We start from the raw sequence: 20,516 nt of genomic DNA, 5'->3' as shown, positions 1-20,516 counted from the left end.
ATTTTAGAGAGGGTTAGATGCTATCAGAGCAGTTTGAAAATATAAAACAAGCTATAAGAAATAATAATAACAGAAAAGTTGTAGAACTTATAAACGATAATGTGACTATTGCTGGGCATTCTGACGTAGATGGGTGGAATTTGCTACACTATGCTGCTCAGTATGGCAACTTAAACGCTACAGAATTTTTAGCAAACTTAACAGATATAAACCTTATTGATGGTAAAACCAATGCTCAGCAGAAGCCTATACATATTGCTGCAGATAATGGACATACAAAAATCGTAGAGTTTTTTATTAATGAGAAAAAAATGGATGTTAATGATCCAGGAAAAGATTACGTGACGCCACTTCACTATGCCGCTAAAAAAGGTGAACTTGAGATGGTAAAGTTTTTAGTAGGAAAGAACGCAACGATTGATGCTCTAGCTAATGGTGCTTGGACACCATTGCATTACGCTTCTGAAGAAGGTAAGTACTCAGTTGTGGTATTTCTCGTAGAAAATGGAGCAGATATTAGCAAAAAAAATCCTGATGGTAAAATATCATTACAGCTTGCTGAGGGAAAAGGATATCAAACTATTACGGACTTTTTAAAAAGTAAAGAATCAGAAAAGGAAAAGTTACGACAAAATAAAGCATTGCTTGATGCTGCAAAGGAAGGAAGTAGTAAAAAAGTTCAGGAATGTCTTGAAAAAGGAGAAATTGATTATAAAGATCAGAATGGTTGGACAGCCTTACATTATGCTTCTAATAGAACAGTAGATGATTTGGAATTTGTAAGGTTTTTAGTAGATAAAAATGCAGATATTAATTCTAGAAATTCTGATAATAATAAGCCTTTATACATTGCTGCAAGGAATGGACATGAAAATATCGTAAAGTTCTTTCTGGATGAAAAAAGATTAAGTGTTAATGACCCAGGAAAGGATAATTGGACACCCCTACATTATGCTGCTGAAAGTAATCGCGTTGATGTCGTTAGGTACTTGGTAGAGAAAAAGGAAGCAAATATCAATGCTAAAAATTATGGCAATGAAATTCCATTTGACCTCATTAAAGACAAGAACTATGAAAAAGTGAAAGAAATACTGCTAGGTAAGGCATTAATTGATGCCGTAAAGCAGAATGATATTACAGAAGTTGAAAATCTTATTCAGAGGAAAGCTAAAGTTAGCTATCTGTATGAAAGTAATAAGTGGACTCCATTACACTATGCTGCAAGTTTAGGTTATAAAGCTTCAGCAGAAGTGCTCATAGCAGAGGATTTAAGCGTTATTAATGATAAAGACCATGAGAGAAATACGCCTTTACATATTGCTGCTGATCAAGGTCATAAAAATATTGTAGAGCTTCTTCTTGAAAAGGGAGCAAATATTGACGCTATAAATTCCGGTAACAAAACACCGTTACAATTAGCTAAAGAAAAAGACCATCAGGCAACAACACAGTTATTATTGAGTAAAGCATTGCTTAATTCAATAGAAGAAGGAAATATTAACAAGATCAAAAAATGCCTTGAGGAAGGAGCTGAAATTAATCGTGAAGATAATAACGGATGGACCCCGTTACACTATGCTGCTAATAAAAAAACAGAAGCTCAAGAGCTGGTGAGGCTACTAGTGGAAAGAGGAGCAAATGCCAATGCTACAACTAATGATGGAGATAAACCCTTACATATTGCGTCCAGCCATGCACATACAAAAATTGTAAAATTCTTCATTGATGAGAAGGGACTAGATATTAATGATCAAGGAAAGGATAATTGGACACCGCTACATCATGCTGTTAACAAAGGTAGCAGCGATTTAGTAAAGTTTTTGATAAAAAAAGAAGCAGATATTTATGCTGAAAATTCTGATAGTGTAACTCCACTTGAGCTTGCTCAACAGCTTTCCCAAGGTGAAAGTAATCGGCAAGAAGTTAAAGCAATGTTGCAGGGCAAGGCGTTGATTGATGCTATAAGGAAAAATGATGTATCAAAGGTCAGAAAATATATTCAAAATCTTAATTATTCATACGAGAAAAATGGATGGCAGCCGTTACATTACGCTGCTAGCTTAGGGTATAAAACGCTAGCAACAGAACTTATCAATAAAGATCCAAATGTTGTTAACGCTAAAGATTCTGACGGAAATACACCTTTACATCTTGCTGCTACTTATGGCAAAGGTGACGTGGTAGAGCTTTTTCTGAGTAAGCAAGCAAATATTGATGAAGTAGGAAAAAATAACTGGACACCGCTTCACTATGCCGTTTATGAAAATCGATTACCGGTAGTAAAATTTCTTATAGAAAAAGGAGCAAATATTGGTGCTACGGGTTTAAGTGGAGAAACGCCATTGCAACTTGCTGTTGAAAAAGGAGATAGTCACAGGGAAGTGGCAAAGTTATTGCGGAGTAGAGAGCTATTCAATGCTGTAAAAGGAGATAACCTGGGTGATGATATTAATAGGATTAAAGGTTTTTTTACAAATGAGATTGATATTGACTATTCAGATCTAAATAACTGGACACCACTCCATTATGCTGCTCGCAACGGTTATACAAAAGCAGCAGAATTTCTGGTAGAAAAAAAAGCAAATGTAAATGCAAGAACAGATAATAGAGAAAAACCTTTGCACATTGCTGCAAAAAATGGGCACAAAGATATTGTAGAATTTTTTATCGATCAACAAGGATTAAGTGTTAATGAACAAGGGGAAAACAAGTGGACGACTCTGCATTATGCTGCTGCAAGCAATAGTCTAAATGTTGTACAGTACTTGATTGAAGAAAAAGAAGCTACTATTGATAGCAAAGATAGAAATAATTGGACGGCTTTACATCATGCTTCTAAAGAAGGTCATATTGAGATTGTAAAGTTTCTTATAAAGAAAGGAGCGAATATTAATGCTCATAATTCTCAAGGAAAGTTACCAGTAGATCTGGCAAGCGAGCCTGAAGTAATTCAATTCTTACTAAATGAAGGGTTGTCTGGTGCTGTAAAACAAAATAAGGCGTTGGATGTGACAAATTATCTTAATAAGGAAGTTAACGGCACAAGAGTTGAGGTTGACTATAGGGATCAAAGTAACGGAACTTCGCTTCACCATGCTGCGCGGCATGGCTATTTAAATATAGTTGAACCTTTAATTGAGCATGGAGCTAATGTAAATGCAGCTGATGTAAATAAGTGGACTCCTCTACATCACGCATCTAAAGGTGGAAATTTAGGAGTTGTAACATTTTTAATAGACAATCAAGCAGACATTAATGCTGAAAATATCGAAAACGATAAGCCTTTACATATTGCTGTTAAGAATGGCCATCAGCCAATTGTAAGGTTCTTTATTAATGAACGAAGCATGGATGTTAATGATAGAGGCAAAGACGATTGGACACCACTTCATTATGCTAGTGCAAACAACTATTCACAAACTGTAAATTTTCTTATCAAAGAAGGTGCAGATATTACTATCCAGAATGCCCAAGGTAAAGCACCTTTAGAGCTTATAACTGGTAATCAGGAAATTGTCAGATCATTACAAAATGAGGCATTATTTGATGCTGTAGAACAAGGAGAGTATGCTCAAGTTCAAAGATATCTTGATAATGGAGCTGATCCTAACTCTCTGAGCGGTAATGATTGGACACTGTTGCATCGTGCAGCTGAAAAAGGTCATTTGCTAATAGCTTCGCTTCTAGTAGAAAGAGGAGCAAGCACTGATGCTGAAAATTCTGATGGGGACAAACCTTTGCATATTGCTTCACAATATGGCCACATAAACATTGTGAAGCTTCTACTTAATGGTAAAGTTAATGATAAAGGTAAAGATAATAAAACACCACTACACTATGCTGCTGAGAGTAATCACTTTGAAGTTGTTCGATATTTAGTAGAAGAAAAAGGTGCAGATATTAATCTTAAAGATGCTGATGGGGATAAACCTCTGCATCTTGCTGGAAAGAATGGACATACGGATATAGTAAAGTTTTTTCTTGATAAAAAGCTCAGTGTTAACGATTTAGGCAAAGATAGCTGGACACCACTCCATTATGCCGCTGAGCAGGGCAGGTCGGAAGTTGTGGAGCTTTTGATAACAAGAGGTGCAAATATCAATGCAGAAAACTCTGGTGGCAAAACACCTCTACAACTTGCCCAGGATGAAAGAGTCAAGGAGTTATTGTTAAATAAAGCACTTTTTGATGCTGTGAAAGAAGGAAATTTAGTGAGAGTACAAGACTCTTTCAGAGATGGAGCTAATGTAAACTCTACTAACAGATGGGGATGGGGGCTTTTACACGCTGCTTCTGTGAGAAATAATTTGCCATTGATCAGGTCTTTAGTGGAAGAGAAGGGAGCGAATATTAATGCTAAAAGTAGAGATGGAGATAAACCTTTGCATATTGCTGCCGAGAAAGGCTCTTTAGATGTTGTAAGATATTTTCTCAGTAGAAAAAATGGTGTGAATGAGGCAGATGCTAACATTAATGATAGGGGCAAAAATAATTGGACACCGCTTCATTATGCTGCCAAGTACAACCACCCTGAAGTTGCAGAGTTTCTCATAGAGAATGGTGCAGATATTAATGCAATTGACTATGATAATCTAACACCTCTGCAACTAGCTAATGAAGGGCCAATTAAAAGATTATTACAAAATAAAACATTATTACATGCTGTAAAGCAGGGAAATTTAAATGATGTAGAAAGATACCTTGATAATGGAGCTAACGTTAATTATTCAGATAAGAATGGATGGACAGTATTACATGAAGCTGCAAGTAGAGGACATCTAAGAGTTGCTCAGGCTCTAATATCAAGAGGGGCAAACATTAATACTAGAGATCAAAATGGCGACAAGCCTTTGCATATTGCTGCTGATTACGGTCGTAGAAACGTGGTAGAATTCTTTCTGAAAGAGGAAAGAGCTAGCCTTAGTGTTAATGATGCAAATAGAAATGGATGGACACCGCTTCACTATGCTGCAAGCAGAGGTGGTTTGGCAATTGTAGAACTTCTGATAACAAAGAGGGCAAATATTAATGCTCAAGATTCTAACGGAAATAAGCCTTTACATATTGCTGCAGATAACGGGCATAGAAGTATTATAGAATTTTTCCTTAGGTGGCACGGGGATGAGCTAAGCATTAACGATAAAGGTAATAATGATTGGACTATGCTACACTACGCTGCTGACAAAGGGTATCCAGAAGTTGTAAAATTTTTAATAGAAAAAGGAGCAGATATTGATGCTAAAAGTACTGATAACAAAACACCTTTGCAACTAGCAAGCGGTAAAAACCATCAGGAAGCAGCAAGATTATTGCGTAATAAAGCATTATTTAATGCTGTGAAACAAGGAGAGTTAAGTAAAGTTGAACAGTATCTTGCTGAAGGAGCAGACCCTAACTACAAAGACGAAAATGACTGGACATTGCTGCATGATGCCGCTAGCAAAGGTTACATTGAAATCGTTAGGCTTCTAAAGGCGCAAGGAGCAAATGTTGATGCTAAGTCTTATAATGCAAAGCCTTTGCATTATGCTGCTAGGAATGGATACGAAGACGTAGTAGCGTTTTTGATAGTAGGGAAAGAGAAAAGTGAGGGTGTTGACAGTCGTGGTAGAAATAATTGGGCACCATTACATTATGCTGCTAGACATGGACGCTTGGCAGTAGTAGAATTTTTGGTAGGAGAAGACGCGGATATCAACCTTAAGGATACTAACAGAAATAAGCCATTGCATGTTGCTGCTCAATATGGTCATACAAATGTGATGGAGTTTTTCCTAAGGAGAAACAGAGAAGGGTTGAGTATCGATGACAAAGGTGCAAGTGGAAAAACAGCTTTGCATCAAGCAGCTGAGAAAAGCCATTCAGCAGCTGTAGAATTTTTGATAGAGAAAGGTGCAGATATCAATATTCAAGATTCTGAAGAGAACACGCCATTGCAACTTGCAACTGACCATGAGATTATTAAATTGTTACAAGATAAGGCATTATTTAATGCCGTTAAGCAGGGAGATCGTGACCAGATTAGTGAATATCTTACTAGTGGAGCTGATGTTGATGTGACTAATAAATGGGGATGGGGAATGTTGCATATTGCAGCAGAAAATGGCGACTTATCGATGATAAGGTTTTTACAAAGTAAAGGAGCGAGCCTAAACATAAAAAGCATTAGTGGTGAAAGCCCGTTACATGTTGCTACCAAAAATGGGTACAAAAATGTTGCTGAGTTCTTACTCGAACATGGAGTGAGTGCTAGTGAGCCAGACAAAAATAATAAAACGCCATTACATTATGCTGCAGAGGAAGGTTATTTTGAACTTGTAAAGTTACTAATAGAAAAGAGAGCAGACATCAACGCGAGGGATTCAGACGGTAAAACACCATTACAACTTGCTAAGGAAAAAGAGAATGGAGAAATTACTGAATTACTGTGTGCCAACTGTTGCTACTGCTACGTTTTTTCGTGGCTCACGCATTGAAGACTCTACAGAATTTTTGCTTTGTACTTCACTTTTTCCAAGAAAAACAGCCTTGTTGCCAATTATACCTACATCATGAACAATATTTTTATTTGGAGACTCAAGTCTTAATAACTGCAAATTTGTTGGCTGCTTTTCTGTAAATTGATGAGCTGCGGCTAATACGTCAGAGCTTACATTGAAATGTTTACATACTTCATTATGAAGATTCTCTCGTTCTTCTATTACCTCACTTATTCTTGTTTTGCATTTTTCAGAAAGTATAGAACCATTCATTAATGCATCCAACCTTTCCTTGCTTGTTAATTTTTTGTTCCCCGTTTCTTCTATTATTTCTTTTATTTTATATTCCTCAGAAAGCGTAGAGTCATTAATTAGCGAATCTAATTTTTCTTTGCTTTTTAATTCTTCCAATATACCTTTTATTTTCGTTTTACAATCCACAGAAAGTGTAGAATTATTCATCAACGCATCTAATTTCTCTCTGTTTTTTAATTTTTTGATTTCTGATTCTTCCAGTATTTTTTCTATTTGTATTTTCCACTCGCCAGTAAGCTCAGCGTGACTCACTAACGAGTCTAGCCTTTTTCTGATTTCTAATTCTTGATTCTTTTCTATTTCTTCCTCTATCTCATTTATCTCCTTTACATGCTGGTGAGAAAATGCAGAAGAGTTGATCAATGTGTTTAACTGCTCAATGGTAATAGAGTTGTTATTTAGCCAATCATTTAATTCAAAAATACGCTTTATATTATCTAGATTTAGATCAGTGATGTTTAGCTGCAGTAAAATTTGTACTATTTCTACTGTTGATATATTCATCAACCTTGCTAGCAGAATTTGCTTATGTACTTCCGAGATTAATGATCTTCCAATCTTGTTAGAAATTTTATCGTTATAGTTAACTAAAGAAGTGAGTTCGTTATCACTAATATTCCAAATTTTCTTTAGTATAGTACTATTATTTGTGTTTGTAACTAAATCCTTAAGCTTAAATTCACTTGGTAACTCTGCAATTAGAGTGTTTAACTTACCAAACAACAATTTTAGTTGCCCAGCAAGCTGAGTAAAGTTGTGTAGAAACTTTTGCTCTTTAACACTAATTTTTTCTTGCTTCTTAGTTTTTTTGACATGAGTAATAGATTGACTGAGCAGCCATTCCACTTTCTGACGTTTTGCTCCAGTTCTTACAATGAATTCATCAAAATTTTCTTCTTTAAATGGTTCAGAAGGTTCCTCTATACCATAAATTTTCTTTAAGTCTGATTCTTTCACTCCTTGTAAAAAGAATAGAGACTCTGCTGCATTATTTGCGTCTTCTTCATTTTTACTTTTTTCTATTGATATAGAAGCATTAGTATATAATTTACATATCTCGCTAACAGGCTTTTTCAACTTTGCCTGCAAACTTTTGATTCTACTTATTTCCTTTAAAGAATTTGCACCAATTTCATTCTTATCAATTGCAAGTAATACATTACACAGTTCAGCAAATGACCAATTAAGTTTATTTGCAAGGCGAATAAAGCGGTGTAAAAAGCCTAATGCCTGATCAATGTTATCTATAGTACCAGAATTGATACTTAGCTTATTGGTAGGATCAATTCTGTTATAGCAGTCAATTAGCTGCTTTAATTTATCAGAGTCTATATTAGTTTGAGCAATGAACTTCTCAACGTTTTTAAGCTCACTTTTACTTATACCATAAACTTCGCTTATGTCATGATTTGGAGTAGTAATAAGTTCGTACTCTTCTGGAGAAAGGCCTAAAGATTCTGCTATACTATCAGCTTTTGGTTCCAGTACCTTATATACATCAGCTAAATTTATACCCTGCTTTTCAAGATAAGCACATATGCTAACTAAAGGAAAATTTGCTGGTAGATTAAATGGATACTTAGCTTTAGCTAATTTTTCTAGAGCATTGCCACCTAGTTTCTTATTCAGATTATTCTCCATTATTTCATTAGCAATCTCCAGGTATAACTTTGTTTTGTTAGTGCTATTACAATCTAGTGGAAGCTCAAATAAGTCATGACGACGTTCTTTAAGTTTATGCCCTGGAATATACTTTTCAATAGTTTCAACCAACTTAACAAAATAAGCTGCTGGACTTAAAACTGACTGGCAATGGTCACATTCGTTATAACTTTCTTTAGTCTTAAATATAGTTTCAACTACGTTGCTATCTGTTGTCATATTATTCCCCTTGTAAACTGTGTATAATTGCATCGCACTTCTCTGCAGTATCATGGTCGATATTACAAACGCGTAGTGCTCTATAATGTGGTTCGGTCATTTCTCTGGCGTTTTCTATATAACGGGAGACGAATTCTCTCCTATTTAGCGCTTTCTGATAAATATCCTTCGCTTCTTGCTCTGTGATTGTGTCTTTTACTTTTTCAATAAAGATATCCTCACATAAATCTGTAATTTTAAATGCTGAGTCATATAAATACTCATCATTTTCATTTTTAAAACTGAGTAATTTTTCAGCTTCTTCAACGCTTTCTATTCCCATCTTCTCTAAGAGAATTCGAGAACTGTTGGGTGTGTTTTTGTTGATCATGATTTTCTCCGTATAATTGCTGATTACATGCTCTTAATTAAGAACTCTATTGTCTAGCCAGAAAAAGGAGACTCCTTCTTTTTCAGCTGAAGACAAAAGCTACTGTTTAACTCTATCATTTTTGGTCTTCTATAATTTTCTAATTACTTTATGTTTAATAATGATTTTTTAGTATCTTTCTTTAATTTACTAATATTACTATGGATTAAGGCATATTCTATAACTTGATCTTGAATTGAGCGTGTCATGACCAATTTAGTCTACTTGCTTTTCTCCACCAAAATATGAACATTTTCTTATTTTTGGCTACGTCTGCGGTATCATCTGACGTCGATTGTTTGTGTTTATAATCAAACTTAGAAGAAAGATCTTGTTCATTATCCGATTCCGAGTCACTTAATACAGTCTCAAGATCCTCTATTCCTTCTGAAACTTTATAGAAATTATCTTTCGGCGATTTTTTGTATAGGCCATACAATCCTTTGAATATTTTTGCCTGATACATCTTAGGGTGAGGAACTGTTAGGGAAAGCTCTAGGTTTTGTGTATCCTTAATATCAAGGCTTGACGGTATTTTCAAAAAATCCTTAATTAATTGTTGAGTTGAGTATCCTGATGTTGCTCTAGGTACTCTAGGCATGTGAAAGTGTAATTGACTGCCTTCAGTTAGATAAGGTTCTAACTCTTTTATGGAATTACTATTCTCAGATATATTCATATCATTTATTATAGTAACATCTTTTTCCAGAAGTTCACTTTTATTTCTATCGTAATCTGAGTACTGTTTCTTTGACTCAGCATCACTAAAATAAGTGGTAACTACCATTCTTTTAGCTAGAAGCTTACCACCTTCTTCTCCACTCTGTTTTATTCGTGCTAAAGCTTCCGAGAGGTCTCCTGCAGAAATAAGTATTACATATTTTTTTGCCCGCTCTTCTGACTGATCGTTATCAGCAAGCTTAATTTTTTTTTGCTCATGCGTATCGTCTAATAAGAGGCCTTCCACAGCGCTTTCTATCTCATCTTTACCTTCTTTCTGTAATGTCTGAACATGTGGTCTCTTTTTGGAACTTAACTCTTCCTCTACCATTCCTCCAATATCAACACTATTAATGGGATTCCCCTTAACAAACTGATAAAGATTTAGCCCATCCACAGCCCCAGCAGGATCAGGATTAATCCACCTGAGAAGCCATGGTGCATAGTAACGTGCACCGTAATAGTATAGACCCGTTGAATCATCTCTCTCTTTCCCCGAATACCTATATTCTTTTTCCGTTACTTCACGAGCTGTTTTGCCTGCAATTAGCGCTGTGCCACCAAATGGCAGATATTCCTCGTAGGTTATAATTTCAGCATTATCATTTAATTCCAAAGCCACTGAATCTAAATGATTACTCAGCTGATAACGGTCTTGACTTTCTCTGATTTCATTTGAAGTGCCTTTAGTCCAATAATGATGCAGTGCTACTCTACTCTTATCATCTGCAACATGAAGAGTGTATTTTTCTTTAATTAAACCACTCTCTTGATAAGTTCTCGTAACCTCAATATCGCCAAAGTAAATTTTTTCCACTCGAGTAGAGTTTGTTTCATTATTCTGATATGTTTCAGTAACTTTTCTAACTCTTTGTCCACCACTATCATAAACATAATATTCACTATCATTTTTTCCACTTGGTCTAGTTATAATATCAACATAGGCGATGTTATCTCGGTAATTCCAATGCAGATCTTGTGAGCCACTCAGCTTTAGTAAATTACCTCTTTCATCATAATTTTTATCTATATCATTTTCACTCACAGGTCTACTATCTATTATCGGCAAACTTCTATTGGAATTACCTGATATGTAAAATTCTTTAGTGGAACTATTTTTTCCATTATGCCTAATTTTTGTAATGTTACTTCCATAATCAAAGTCATAATATTCCGTGTAATTGCTAATCGCATTTTGGTTATTTAAATGCGGAATCGGTGTAATAATTTCTTCCTTTCCACTTAGCGCCGGATGTTCCTTTCCTGTTGCCTCAATTAGTCGATAAAGCGAATCATAATGATAATCGGACTTAGTATCTATACTTTTGTTTTTTGGAAAGATTGTCTTATAAGACTCATCATCCATTGTAGTAATGCTTCCTATTGGATCATACGTATAGTTGATATTTTGTAATTTCTTTTGTTCCTTTTGACTTTCTAGCTTAGTGAGCCGAAAAGTTTTAGGGTCATAGCTATAGCTGGTAACAACACCATTGCCATAGGTAATAGATGTACGTTGACCTTTAGGATTGTAACTGATATCAGAAACATAGGTTTTTATGTTTTCTCCTTGCTTCTTAAGGTTAATTTGTTTTACTCTTCCAGCTATATCATAAATTGGAATATGAGCATTATTTTGCGAATCTGTTTTTTCAATTATTTCACCTAAGGCATTATACTTAGCGACGAAATTAAACACTTCCAGCTCAAGATCTGCATGCACTGTAACAATACTTTCAACGCTTTTCCAATCTGCTTCTTGCTTATAGTTTTTTCTTAAAAGAAAACTACTTTTTAATGTCTGACCTTTAAAATCATTTTCTTCGACTCTTGTAAGTCCTGCTTGGTCATAATGAGCAATCAGCGTTCCATAGCGATTGGTAGCTTTATCTTGAATGTCTTCAGAATAAAAGAATCTTTCAACGATATTGCTATTTAAATCTAGATCCTTATCAGTAACTTTTACTCTTACTGGCCGTTGCAATTTATCATATTCTGTATAAGTAAGTGATCCTTTGCCATCCCAATTATATACTGCACTTCCTGCAACATTTGCTAAATTCCAAGTTTCTCCGGCATCAATACTGGTGCTTTTTAAAAGCCCTGCCATCGAGTAAACGTGGATAAAATTCTTTATTTTTTCAGTTTCTTCCTTACCCTGATTTTGCTCATAAAATCTTGCATCAACACTTTTTAGCTCATTTCCTTGAATATCAAGTTTAACATGAGATTTTAACTCTACATTGCTTTGTCCATCCTTACTTAAGGTCTCTATCTGCAGAAACTTTCTTCCTAAACTGTCTAGATGCTCTATTGTTGGCGTGTTATAATGTTTTTCTGCTTTGCTGAGTGCATCTTTTTCATCCTTTAAAGCTGCCTTTTCTGCTGTATTCCATTTTTCGGTAAATTCTCTGTAATACTCTGAATCTTTTACCGTATCGTTAAGATCAAAATTTTTAGTACTCCATGAATAAAATTCTACTTTGCTGAAAAACCCTTTTGCCGTATCAATGCGAACATTCCTTAGCAGAGGATCATAATAAAGAGTGTCAGATACTCCTTGATTACGCACACTCTCTTCGAGGTCATAAAAAGGTGAATTACTATAAAAAGGTTCATACTTTTTCACCTCCGTGCCTTTATTGTTATATACAACTCTCCCTGATGCTAGCCACTTTTCACTCTCAGAATCAGTTAGCATTCTAGTCTCGAGGTTTCTACCAAAGCCATCAATGTGAGTTACAATTTGCCTTATTCTTGTAAAACTTCCTTCTGAAACATGAGTTTCTCTCTGCAAATTAATCACATGCACAGGTTGGCCATTTTTTCTCCAAGCATCTAAGTCATAATAAAAGAAGCTGGTTGCATTCTGTAAGTAGTACTCAGGACCATTTGCTCTATCTGCCAAGCCTAAAACATCTTCAAAATTTGGATTTTTTCTGACTTGATATTCGAGTAGTGGTTTATCACCTTTCTTTTCCCCTTTTTCACTGCCATAAAGAGATGTGGCAACTACCACCCCAAGTGGATTTAATATAACTTCTGAAACATTATCATTGTGATCAGTTAGTTTTACTGCCGTTAAACGTTGATAATCATATTCTACAGTAGTTTCATAATTTGAGCTTTCAGTTGCTTTTACTATCGTTTTTATTGGCAGTAAATTATACTGATCATAAACAACTGCAGTTTCACCACCGAAAACATCAATTACTTTTTCAGGTAAATAGTATTTATCACTACCACAATAGTACTGAGTAGGACTTGGCACCAACCAAAAGTCAGAAGTTTTTTTGTAGCCAAGATCCTCAAGCATTTGATCAGAGGTGATTTTTCCGGCAAATACTTCTTTTACTTGGCTATCTGAAAATGCCATAGCTTCGGTGTGGTGAAGAAGCGCTTGCTGCGTTACCGAGCCAAGCGGTAAAGTAGAATTTTGTTCTTCATTCCAATAGTAATTGTGACTTTCACTTAAGAGCCTTACTTGTGGACTCGTATAATTTAAGTTCTCTTCAAATTTTATCGTATTTTGCAAGGACTGTGTTACGTGAGTCCTTAAGTCATTAATATTAGTATAACCACTAACTGCAACTCTTAGGCCACCAATCTCAAAAGCTTGTGATTTATAGAGAGCTCCAAGTAAGTAAAATTCTTTAGTATTATTAACGTAAAAATTACGTTCTAAAGTGGCATGTAATTTTTGCTGCTCTGAATAATTATTTGGCTCTATTCTACGAGGGTAAGTAATACTTGCTGATTTAATGACATTACCATACTCATCAACTTCTAAAACAAAGTCGTGCTGAATACGTGGATCACAACAATTTCTTTCATAATGGTAATTGATAGTTTCTTGTAAATTCACAAAGAAAATTCCGTATTTGAATACTTTATGAGAGCTGTTTGTACTAAGCAATTTTACACAAGCACTGGACTCTGTTACCGAATATGGATGCTGATAAAGATCAGGATTTTCATCCCCATCTAAACCATACACTTCTTGTCTTAGCATTTGCCCTTGAATGGCGCGGTAAGCCTGTCTTTTATCCTCTATTGAGGTGATATTTTCATCAAATATTTGTGGCGTTATCTTTAGAGCTTCAGTATCTCCTTGGTAAAATTCTTTTCTGTAGCCCTCAACTAAATCTCCTGCTTTCTTATAAGCTCCAGTGTGATACCAGGTTTTGGTGTAAATCGGTGCTACATAATGTTCTTTTTGATCAATTGTAGCAAAATCTTCAGTATCCCAAGTTTCTACAAAACCAAATCCGCGAAATTCTTTTTCAGTGTAATCATAAAATCCATGATGATAACGATACTTATTGGTAAGTTTACTTCCTACTATATTGTCTATGGTTTCTATTTTTTCAACTACTTGTACTGGAAACGGCAGACTTGTTACCCACGGACGATTTTCTTTTCTATCTTGCAAGTAAAACTTAGTAGAAGCTGCATAATGAAGACGAGTAAGATTACCCATGTTATTATCTATTTGCTTCAGTAAGTGCGGTTTTACTCCATTGTAAAAATCATAATATAAATGCTGTAACTTTAAACTTTGATCAAGGTAACTAATAAGCAAACAGTTAGTTCCATTCCCTAGAATGTCAGCAAACTCAATTCGACCAATATGATTATAATCAACTGGTAGCTTTAAATTCACTGGTCTACTAAATGAATTACCACTGTTGTTATAGTAGATATCTAAGCTGTTGTGGTTAGCATAAACTAAATCTGTAGTACCAGAGCCATCAATATCAGCAAAGTAAAGTCTTTTTGTATTTAATCCATTTCTAAAATATGGAGCATTCTTAAATGTAACTTTTTCGCCGAATTTACCATAGCCAAGATTTGGCCAACATTCTACTTTACCGTTTTCTATTTTAACTAGATGGCTTTTACCATCACCAAACATGTCAGCAAAGCGTACTAAAGTACTCTCTGAACTGGCACGTTGATTTGGTAGATCTTTTGGCGCTTTACTGTAAATAGCTTTTTTGTATCCTTTTTTACCAGCAGATGGATATACTCTGACGCTTTCTCCTTCAAATACTACAACATCAGTTCTTCCATCTCCGGTGACGTCTATCATCTCTTGAATTTCACTACTTAGATTGACTACTTGCGATTCAAGAGGCTTAAATTCACTCCATTTACTATTACCATCAAAATCATGGTAACCCTGAAAACCACTTTCATTCACATAAAGCTGTAACTCACCGTTACCTTCTAAGCTCGTCAGTGAATAAGTAGTTTTACGAAGCAGCGATGGAAAACGCTCCAGTAGTTTAGCTTGAGCAAACTCTCCATCACCATTTGGTCTGAAATAAAGGATTGTGTTGCCATCGTTATATAATATTCCTTCAATACCTTCTTGATATAGATCTACCGATTGAAATCTTCGGTCATTTAGGTACCCAGCAAACCCTTGAATTTTTACCGGTTTAAAAGAGTTTCTATTATTTGAATTGTGAAGGTCTAAAAAATTTCCTTTTTCTTTTATGATAAGAGTTTTTTCACTGTCTGTGATTTTCCAATTTGAGTTTTCTTCAGAGATTTCTGCATTTTGTTCTGAAAAGACAAAATCTTGTTCTTTTAAAATCTGCAAAAGCTGTTTAGATGGCTTGTTACCATCTTTGAGTGTTACCGATGAAACTGTTGAAATGTAGGTAGAATCATCGCTGTTATGAGAAAAAACTAGAATTGGCGTAGTCTTAGTAAATCTTTTTTCTCCTCTTTCATAATAGCCAACTTGTTTTACAGCTCTTAAGTATGTAATCGTTGGTCTCTCGTCGTAATCAAAGTACGTTCCATTTACTAGCTTTGGCTCTTTACCCAGCTCGTCAAATCGATGATAAATCCTTATCGCTCGACATAAGAGTTCAGTTCTAACTGCAAATCCTGTAGTGTGTGAGGTAAACGGATCTTGACGGAGAATAGCTTCTCTTTGCTTACTGTACTTTTTATCTATCGGGCTGGTAAAATCGTTTTCATCATAATCAAACAGAACTTCAAAATGGTTGTGCTCTAATTCTTCATTATAACCATAAGCAATGCGATCTATTACTTTACCACCACCTTGTTTCTCTAAATTAGCTGTACTTGAGCGATAATAATAAAATATTTTATTTCCATATACATCTCTTGATTCCTCAAGTAACCATTCTGCTATGTGAGTATTACTCTTTGGATCATAAATTTGTGCTTGTTTATTTTTACCATAAATAGCAATGCTGCCATCTTTACTGGTAACTTGCCAATGAATAGTGTTATCACTTTTACTTACCAAACGTTCTATTTTAGCAAATAACCCTTCAACACGTGGCTGATAACAAGTAATATCATATTCGCTATTACTTGTTTGATTAATCGCAACCAAGTCATCTGCTCCTGTAAGTACGAAAATATCTTCATCATCATAAGTTGGAATTTTTTTGGATGTTTTTCTGATAATACTTGCTATTGAAACATTAAATCCTATACCAAATACTCCGTTACCACTACCAGAGCTGTAATCAACGCTTAAAGAAGGCGAAAAATTACGGCATGTTGGCAGTGGAACTGGTACTGAAAAGGATAGAGTACCAGTGAATGAATTCGCCTGAAAAGCTTCGCTTATTCCTTTTATCGCTCCACCACCTTTTGGCAGTTCAAGCTTTTTGGCCTCAATAGTAGACTTTTGTAAAGTATCTTTGTTATGTTCCATTTGATTTGATTGCGTGAAAACGCACTTTTATGTTATATATATACAAGATTTGAAAAAATTACGTCCAAAAAATCTTTAATTTTCGAAATTTAACAACTAAAAACTAACATGAAAACTCTTTTACAGCCAGTTTGTTTACCAAGATCCAGTGAGCTTTCAATTGCCGAGTACATATATATACAAGATTTAGAAAATTTTCGTCCAAAAAATCTTCAATTTTTGAAAAATTTTTCTCGAATTTGAAAACCTTATTTATCCCCAACATGATTTTTCTACTTTCAGAGGTTCTTTTATTATTCTAATCTGATATTTTATATGTTTTTATATATGTGTATATTTTTATATATGTATTATATATATATATTATATATATATATATATTATATATAAGGGTTTCAGGAAGCTAGAATCCTCCATATTGGCGGACTTCAGATATGCCGTTCCTAGGAACGATTTTAGGAATGCATGGTGAAACCCCGCCATACAGGCTAGTTCTAGATTCCTGATTCCTAATTCCTGATTTAGGAAGCCAGTAATTAGGAACGGAACTTAAGGTTATAGAGAGCATACTTTTCAACTATTTTCCTCTTAAAAATTTAAGCTATTCTTTTAATAGCGAAATCTAAATTTTTAGCTCTTTAGGTGATATTGAATTTCAAAATATGGAATTCTTATATATTTTTAATATAACTTTAGGAAGCTTGAGCTACCCATTCTTTGAAATCCATTCAAAATAGGTTCCAAAAACCTGAACTGTATTATTTTAAATTGCATCAGTATTATTCTCAAAAAAAAAATAACAGAATATCAATAGATTAAAAATCGCATCAGTATTATTTATTTTTGCTCCTGTCCTACATAACAGCATTAATAACTCTCATCCTTAAAAGCATCAATTTGTTTTTAAGGAAAGTTATGAAATTACAAAACTACCATATAGTTATTAAAAATGTAAAATATCAAGCTTATAGACTGAAACTTGCTAAGTGCTTTATTAATGAAGCTCACGAAGATCTTGAGCAAGAACTCTTCTGTGAAATTTGGCCATGCCTTGATCAGTATGATGAAGATAAAAGTAGCTTTAACACCTTTGTAGCAAGATTAACTGAAAACAAAGCTATTAACTTGCTAAAGAAACAGCGATGTGCAAAACGTGATATCAACAATTACATTAGTATTGATGTAACAGAGCTACTTGAGGGTGAAATAACAAAACGCATTGATGTAGACTATATGATCTCGGTTTTACCAAAGGAATGGCAAAATATATGTGAGCAACTTAAATTTTTCAACTTACATGAAGTTGCCAAAATGAACAACGTTTCAAGAACCACTTTAAACAATATTATCAAGAAGATACGTGCCAAACTTTTTCCTATTTACTACGAAGGCAAAAAGAAAAATTGAACAAAATTTTTGCCTTTCTTGTATATATATACATCGTAGCATGGATAAATAATGGTTCTTAAAATTTTGAATAATAATGAAAGATTGCAAACAATATCAACTGTAAAAATGGTCATCTTTGGTCCTTATGGTATTGGTAAAACAAGTCTCCTAAAGACCGTAGATGAACCAACACTTTGCCTTGATTTTGAAGCAGGGCTTCTTGCTGTTCAAGATTGGCAAGGAGATTCAATTAGTCTTCGCACTTGGAATGAAGCTAGAGATATTGCTTGTCTTATAGGGGGGCCTAATCCTGCGCTGAAATCTGATCAAGCATATAGCCAAAGACACTATGAACATGTATCTAGTAAGTATAAAGATCTTTTCTCTGAGTTTTCTAAATACCGATGCATTTTTGTAGATAGCATAACCGTTGCTTCACGTTTATGTCTTTTATGGGCAAAAATGCAACCTGAAGCTTTTTCTGAGAGATCGGGAAAACAGGACATGAGAGCTGCCTATGGATTACTTGCGCAAGAAATGATGGCCTGGCTCAACCAATTTCAGCATATCAGAGACAAAGACATCATCATAGTTGGCACTTTAAGTCAGTACTTAGATGATTTTAACCGTCCAAACTGGCTACCTCAATGTGAAGGGACTAAAACTGCTAGTGAAATTCCTGGGATAGTTGACGAAGTAATCAGTATGGTTGGAATCAAGAAAGATGATGGAACGGAGAAGCGCTCTTTTGTTTGCCACACTTTAAATCCCTGGAGATACCCAGCTAAGGATCGTAGTGGACGTCTGAGTATGGTTGAAGAACCACACTTAGGTAAGCTGCTTACAAAGATTAAAAGCAAGTTTTAAAATTTAAACATGGAGAGTGATATATGTTACAAAACCTATTAACTGATTTTAACACTGTAAAACCGCAAAGTAGACTAATACCTAAAGGTACAATAGTAAAGGTAAAAATGACAATCAAGCCTGGAGGTTATGAGCATTGGTTTACTAAAAGCCCTACTACCGGTAGCATTTATTTAAATACAGAATTTACCGTTATTGAAGGTCTATATGAAAAGCACAAGATTTACCAAATAATTGGTATTAAAAGTAATAAAGCAGAAGATACTTGGGGAGAAATGGGTCGCTCTATGCTTCGCAGTATCTTGGAATCAGCACGTGACATTCATCCACATGATAACTCAGAAAGTGCAATCCTTGCTCGTAAGCTAAATTCAATTGCAGAATTAAATGGGTTGAAGTTTACAGTAAAGGTAGGTGTTATAACTGATGAATATGGAGAGAAGAACAAAATTGCCTCAGTAGTTACTCCAGAATACCGCAAAAATTATGAAATTGACAGAGTACCATTTTGAAGTACGACGAGGAAAAGCTTTGGTCTGCTGTCGTTACTAGAGGTATTCAGGACGCAGTAGGAAAAAACCCAAAGCTAAGAGAAGAAGCAATTAATTGGCTGAATTCAAAATCTTTTGAAACTGTTTGTGAGCTAGCTAATCTCAACTTTACACGTATGAAAAATATGTATGGGAATTTTATGTCTAAAAAGCAAAAAGAGTTAAAGATGTTATTGATTGATAATATCAAGGAGTGTGTTTCTTACCTACTTCCAAATGGTGAGTTTTACCGAGAAAAAACTTATATTGGAGACTTAAATGGAAATACAATTACAGTTAAAATAGTAGGTAAGGAAGCTGGTGATTGGCGTAATTTTACTGAAGGAACTGGTGGTGATATTATTGATCTTTGGATTTTAATTAAGGGTGATATATATTCTGCTAGAAAGTGGCTCAATAAAAAATCAAAGAGTGGAGAAAAAAAAGGGGGGAAAAGAGAAGAAAAAATATTTTCTGTAAAGCAGTACTTAAGTGATCAATCACCAATACCAGAAGATATAATAGCTCCACGAATTCTCACTCCAGGTGGTCTTTTAGTCATTGGTGGTACGCCAAAGGTTGGCAAAAGTTATTTTCTTCTCTCTTTGCTTGCACATCTTGCAGCAGGAGTGTCGTTTCTTAAGATGAAGTCAGCAAGACCGCTAAAAATAGTCTATCTGCAAAATGAGATGGAGTACAATTATATCAGGGAACGCATACAACAAATCATAACTAATCAAAGGCTGCCAAATCTAGCAGAAGAAAACTTGATTGTTACTACAAAGATGAGATTAACTTTAAATGATGAAGGTATAGAGAAAATAAAAGATATTATAAAAGAAAAGTTTGATATCAAAATGATAGACCTTATCGTTTTGGATTCCCTTGACTATGAAAATATATTTTCTGGCCTGCAAAGCAGAGTAGAAAAACTACGTTCTATAATTAATCCTATGGCTGGAATCATTATTACACGTCACACCAGAAAAGTATCGACAGCTACACTCGCAAAAAGCCCTTTTCAAGCTTTAATTGGTGCTAATGCTTTAAGAAGCTTTTATACATCTGGTATTGTAATGTTTCAACCAAGTAAACGTGCAAATGTCTTGCAAGTAGTATATGAACTAAGAAACGGTAAATCAATACCAGCAAAATTCATTAGCAGGGTAAATGGGCGTTGGCAGAATTCTAAAATTATAGCTACGGCTTAACTTGTCCGC

At 34.8% G+C, this 20,516-nt stretch carries 8 protein-coding genes; 5 read left to right on the top strand and 3 right to left on the bottom strand.

Annotation, left to right across the window (positions count from 1 at the left end; all coding sequences use genetic code 11):
• Positions 1 to 17: 17 nt before the first annotated feature.
• Positions 18 to 6,476, top strand: coding sequence for an ankyrin repeat domain-containing protein (locus OOK87_RS04765; protein ID WP_264688236.1), 6,459 nt, complete (start codon positions 18 to 20; stop codon positions 6,474 to 6,476).
• On the opposite strand, the gene OOK87_RS04760 is transcribed toward OOK87_RS04765, so the two are convergent.
• The 3 genes from OOK87_RS04760 to OOK87_RS04750 all read right to left on the bottom strand — a co-directional run bounded on the left by OOK87_RS04760 (position 6,423) and on the right by OOK87_RS04750 (position 16,510).
• Complete coding sequence (locus tag OOK87_RS04760; protein WP_264688235.1) at positions 6,423 to 8,675, bottom strand: Tc toxin subunit A; 2,253 nt, start codon at positions 8,673 to 8,675, stop codon at positions 6,423 to 6,425. The two genes, OOK87_RS04765 and OOK87_RS04760, sit on opposite strands and share 54 nt — an antisense overlap.
• Position 8,676: 1 nt before the next feature.
• Complete coding sequence (locus OOK87_RS04755) at positions 8,677 to 9,045, bottom strand: hypothetical protein (RefSeq protein ID WP_264688234.1); 369 nt, start codon at positions 9,043 to 9,045, stop codon at positions 8,677 to 8,679.
• A 244-nt stretch (positions 9,046 to 9,289) separates the two neighbouring features.
• Positions 9,290 to 16,510 (bottom strand): SpvB/TcaC N-terminal domain-containing protein, encoded by a 7,221-nt coding sequence (locus OOK87_RS04750; protein ID WP_264688233.1) that lies wholly within the window; start codon positions 16,508 to 16,510, stop codon positions 9,290 to 9,292.
• Between the two features lie 915 nt (positions 16,511 to 17,425).
• Here OOK87_RS04750 and OOK87_RS04745 point away from each other — a divergent pair.
• From OOK87_RS04745 to OOK87_RS04730, 4 genes are read left to right on the top strand one after another with little or no spacing between them, the layout of a single operon-like run.
• Positions 17,426 to 17,917, top strand: coding sequence for a sigma-70 family RNA polymerase sigma factor (locus OOK87_RS04745; RefSeq protein ID WP_264688232.1), 492 nt, complete (start codon positions 17,426 to 17,428; stop codon positions 17,915 to 17,917).
• A 51-nt stretch (positions 17,918 to 17,968) separates the two neighbouring features.
• Positions 17,969 to 18,766, top strand: a complete 798-nt coding sequence (locus OOK87_RS04740; protein ID WP_264688231.1) for an ATP-binding protein — start codon at positions 17,969 to 17,971, stop codon at positions 18,764 to 18,766.
• 23 nt (positions 18,767 to 18,789) lie between these two features.
• A complete protein-coding gene (locus OOK87_RS04735) occupies positions 18,790 to 19,278 on the top strand; it encodes a hypothetical protein (protein WP_264688230.1) in 489 nt (162 codons plus the stop codon).
• Complete coding sequence (locus OOK87_RS04730; protein WP_264688229.1) at positions 19,275 to 20,507, top strand: AAA family ATPase; 1,233 nt, start codon at positions 19,275 to 19,277, stop codon at positions 20,505 to 20,507. The genes OOK87_RS04735 and OOK87_RS04730 overlap by 4 nt, the downstream gene beginning before the upstream one ends.
• The last annotated feature ends 9 nt before the right edge of the window (positions 20,508 to 20,516 follow it).

Origin of the sequence: Wolbachia endosymbiont (group A) of Sympetrum striolatum (assembly GCF_947250715.1) — a bacterium.
Lineage (GTDB): Bacteria > Pseudomonadota > Alphaproteobacteria > Rickettsiales > Anaplasmataceae > Wolbachia.
Note: the sequence above shows the minus strand (reverse complement) of the source record. Positions and strands in the feature narration are given on the sequence as shown.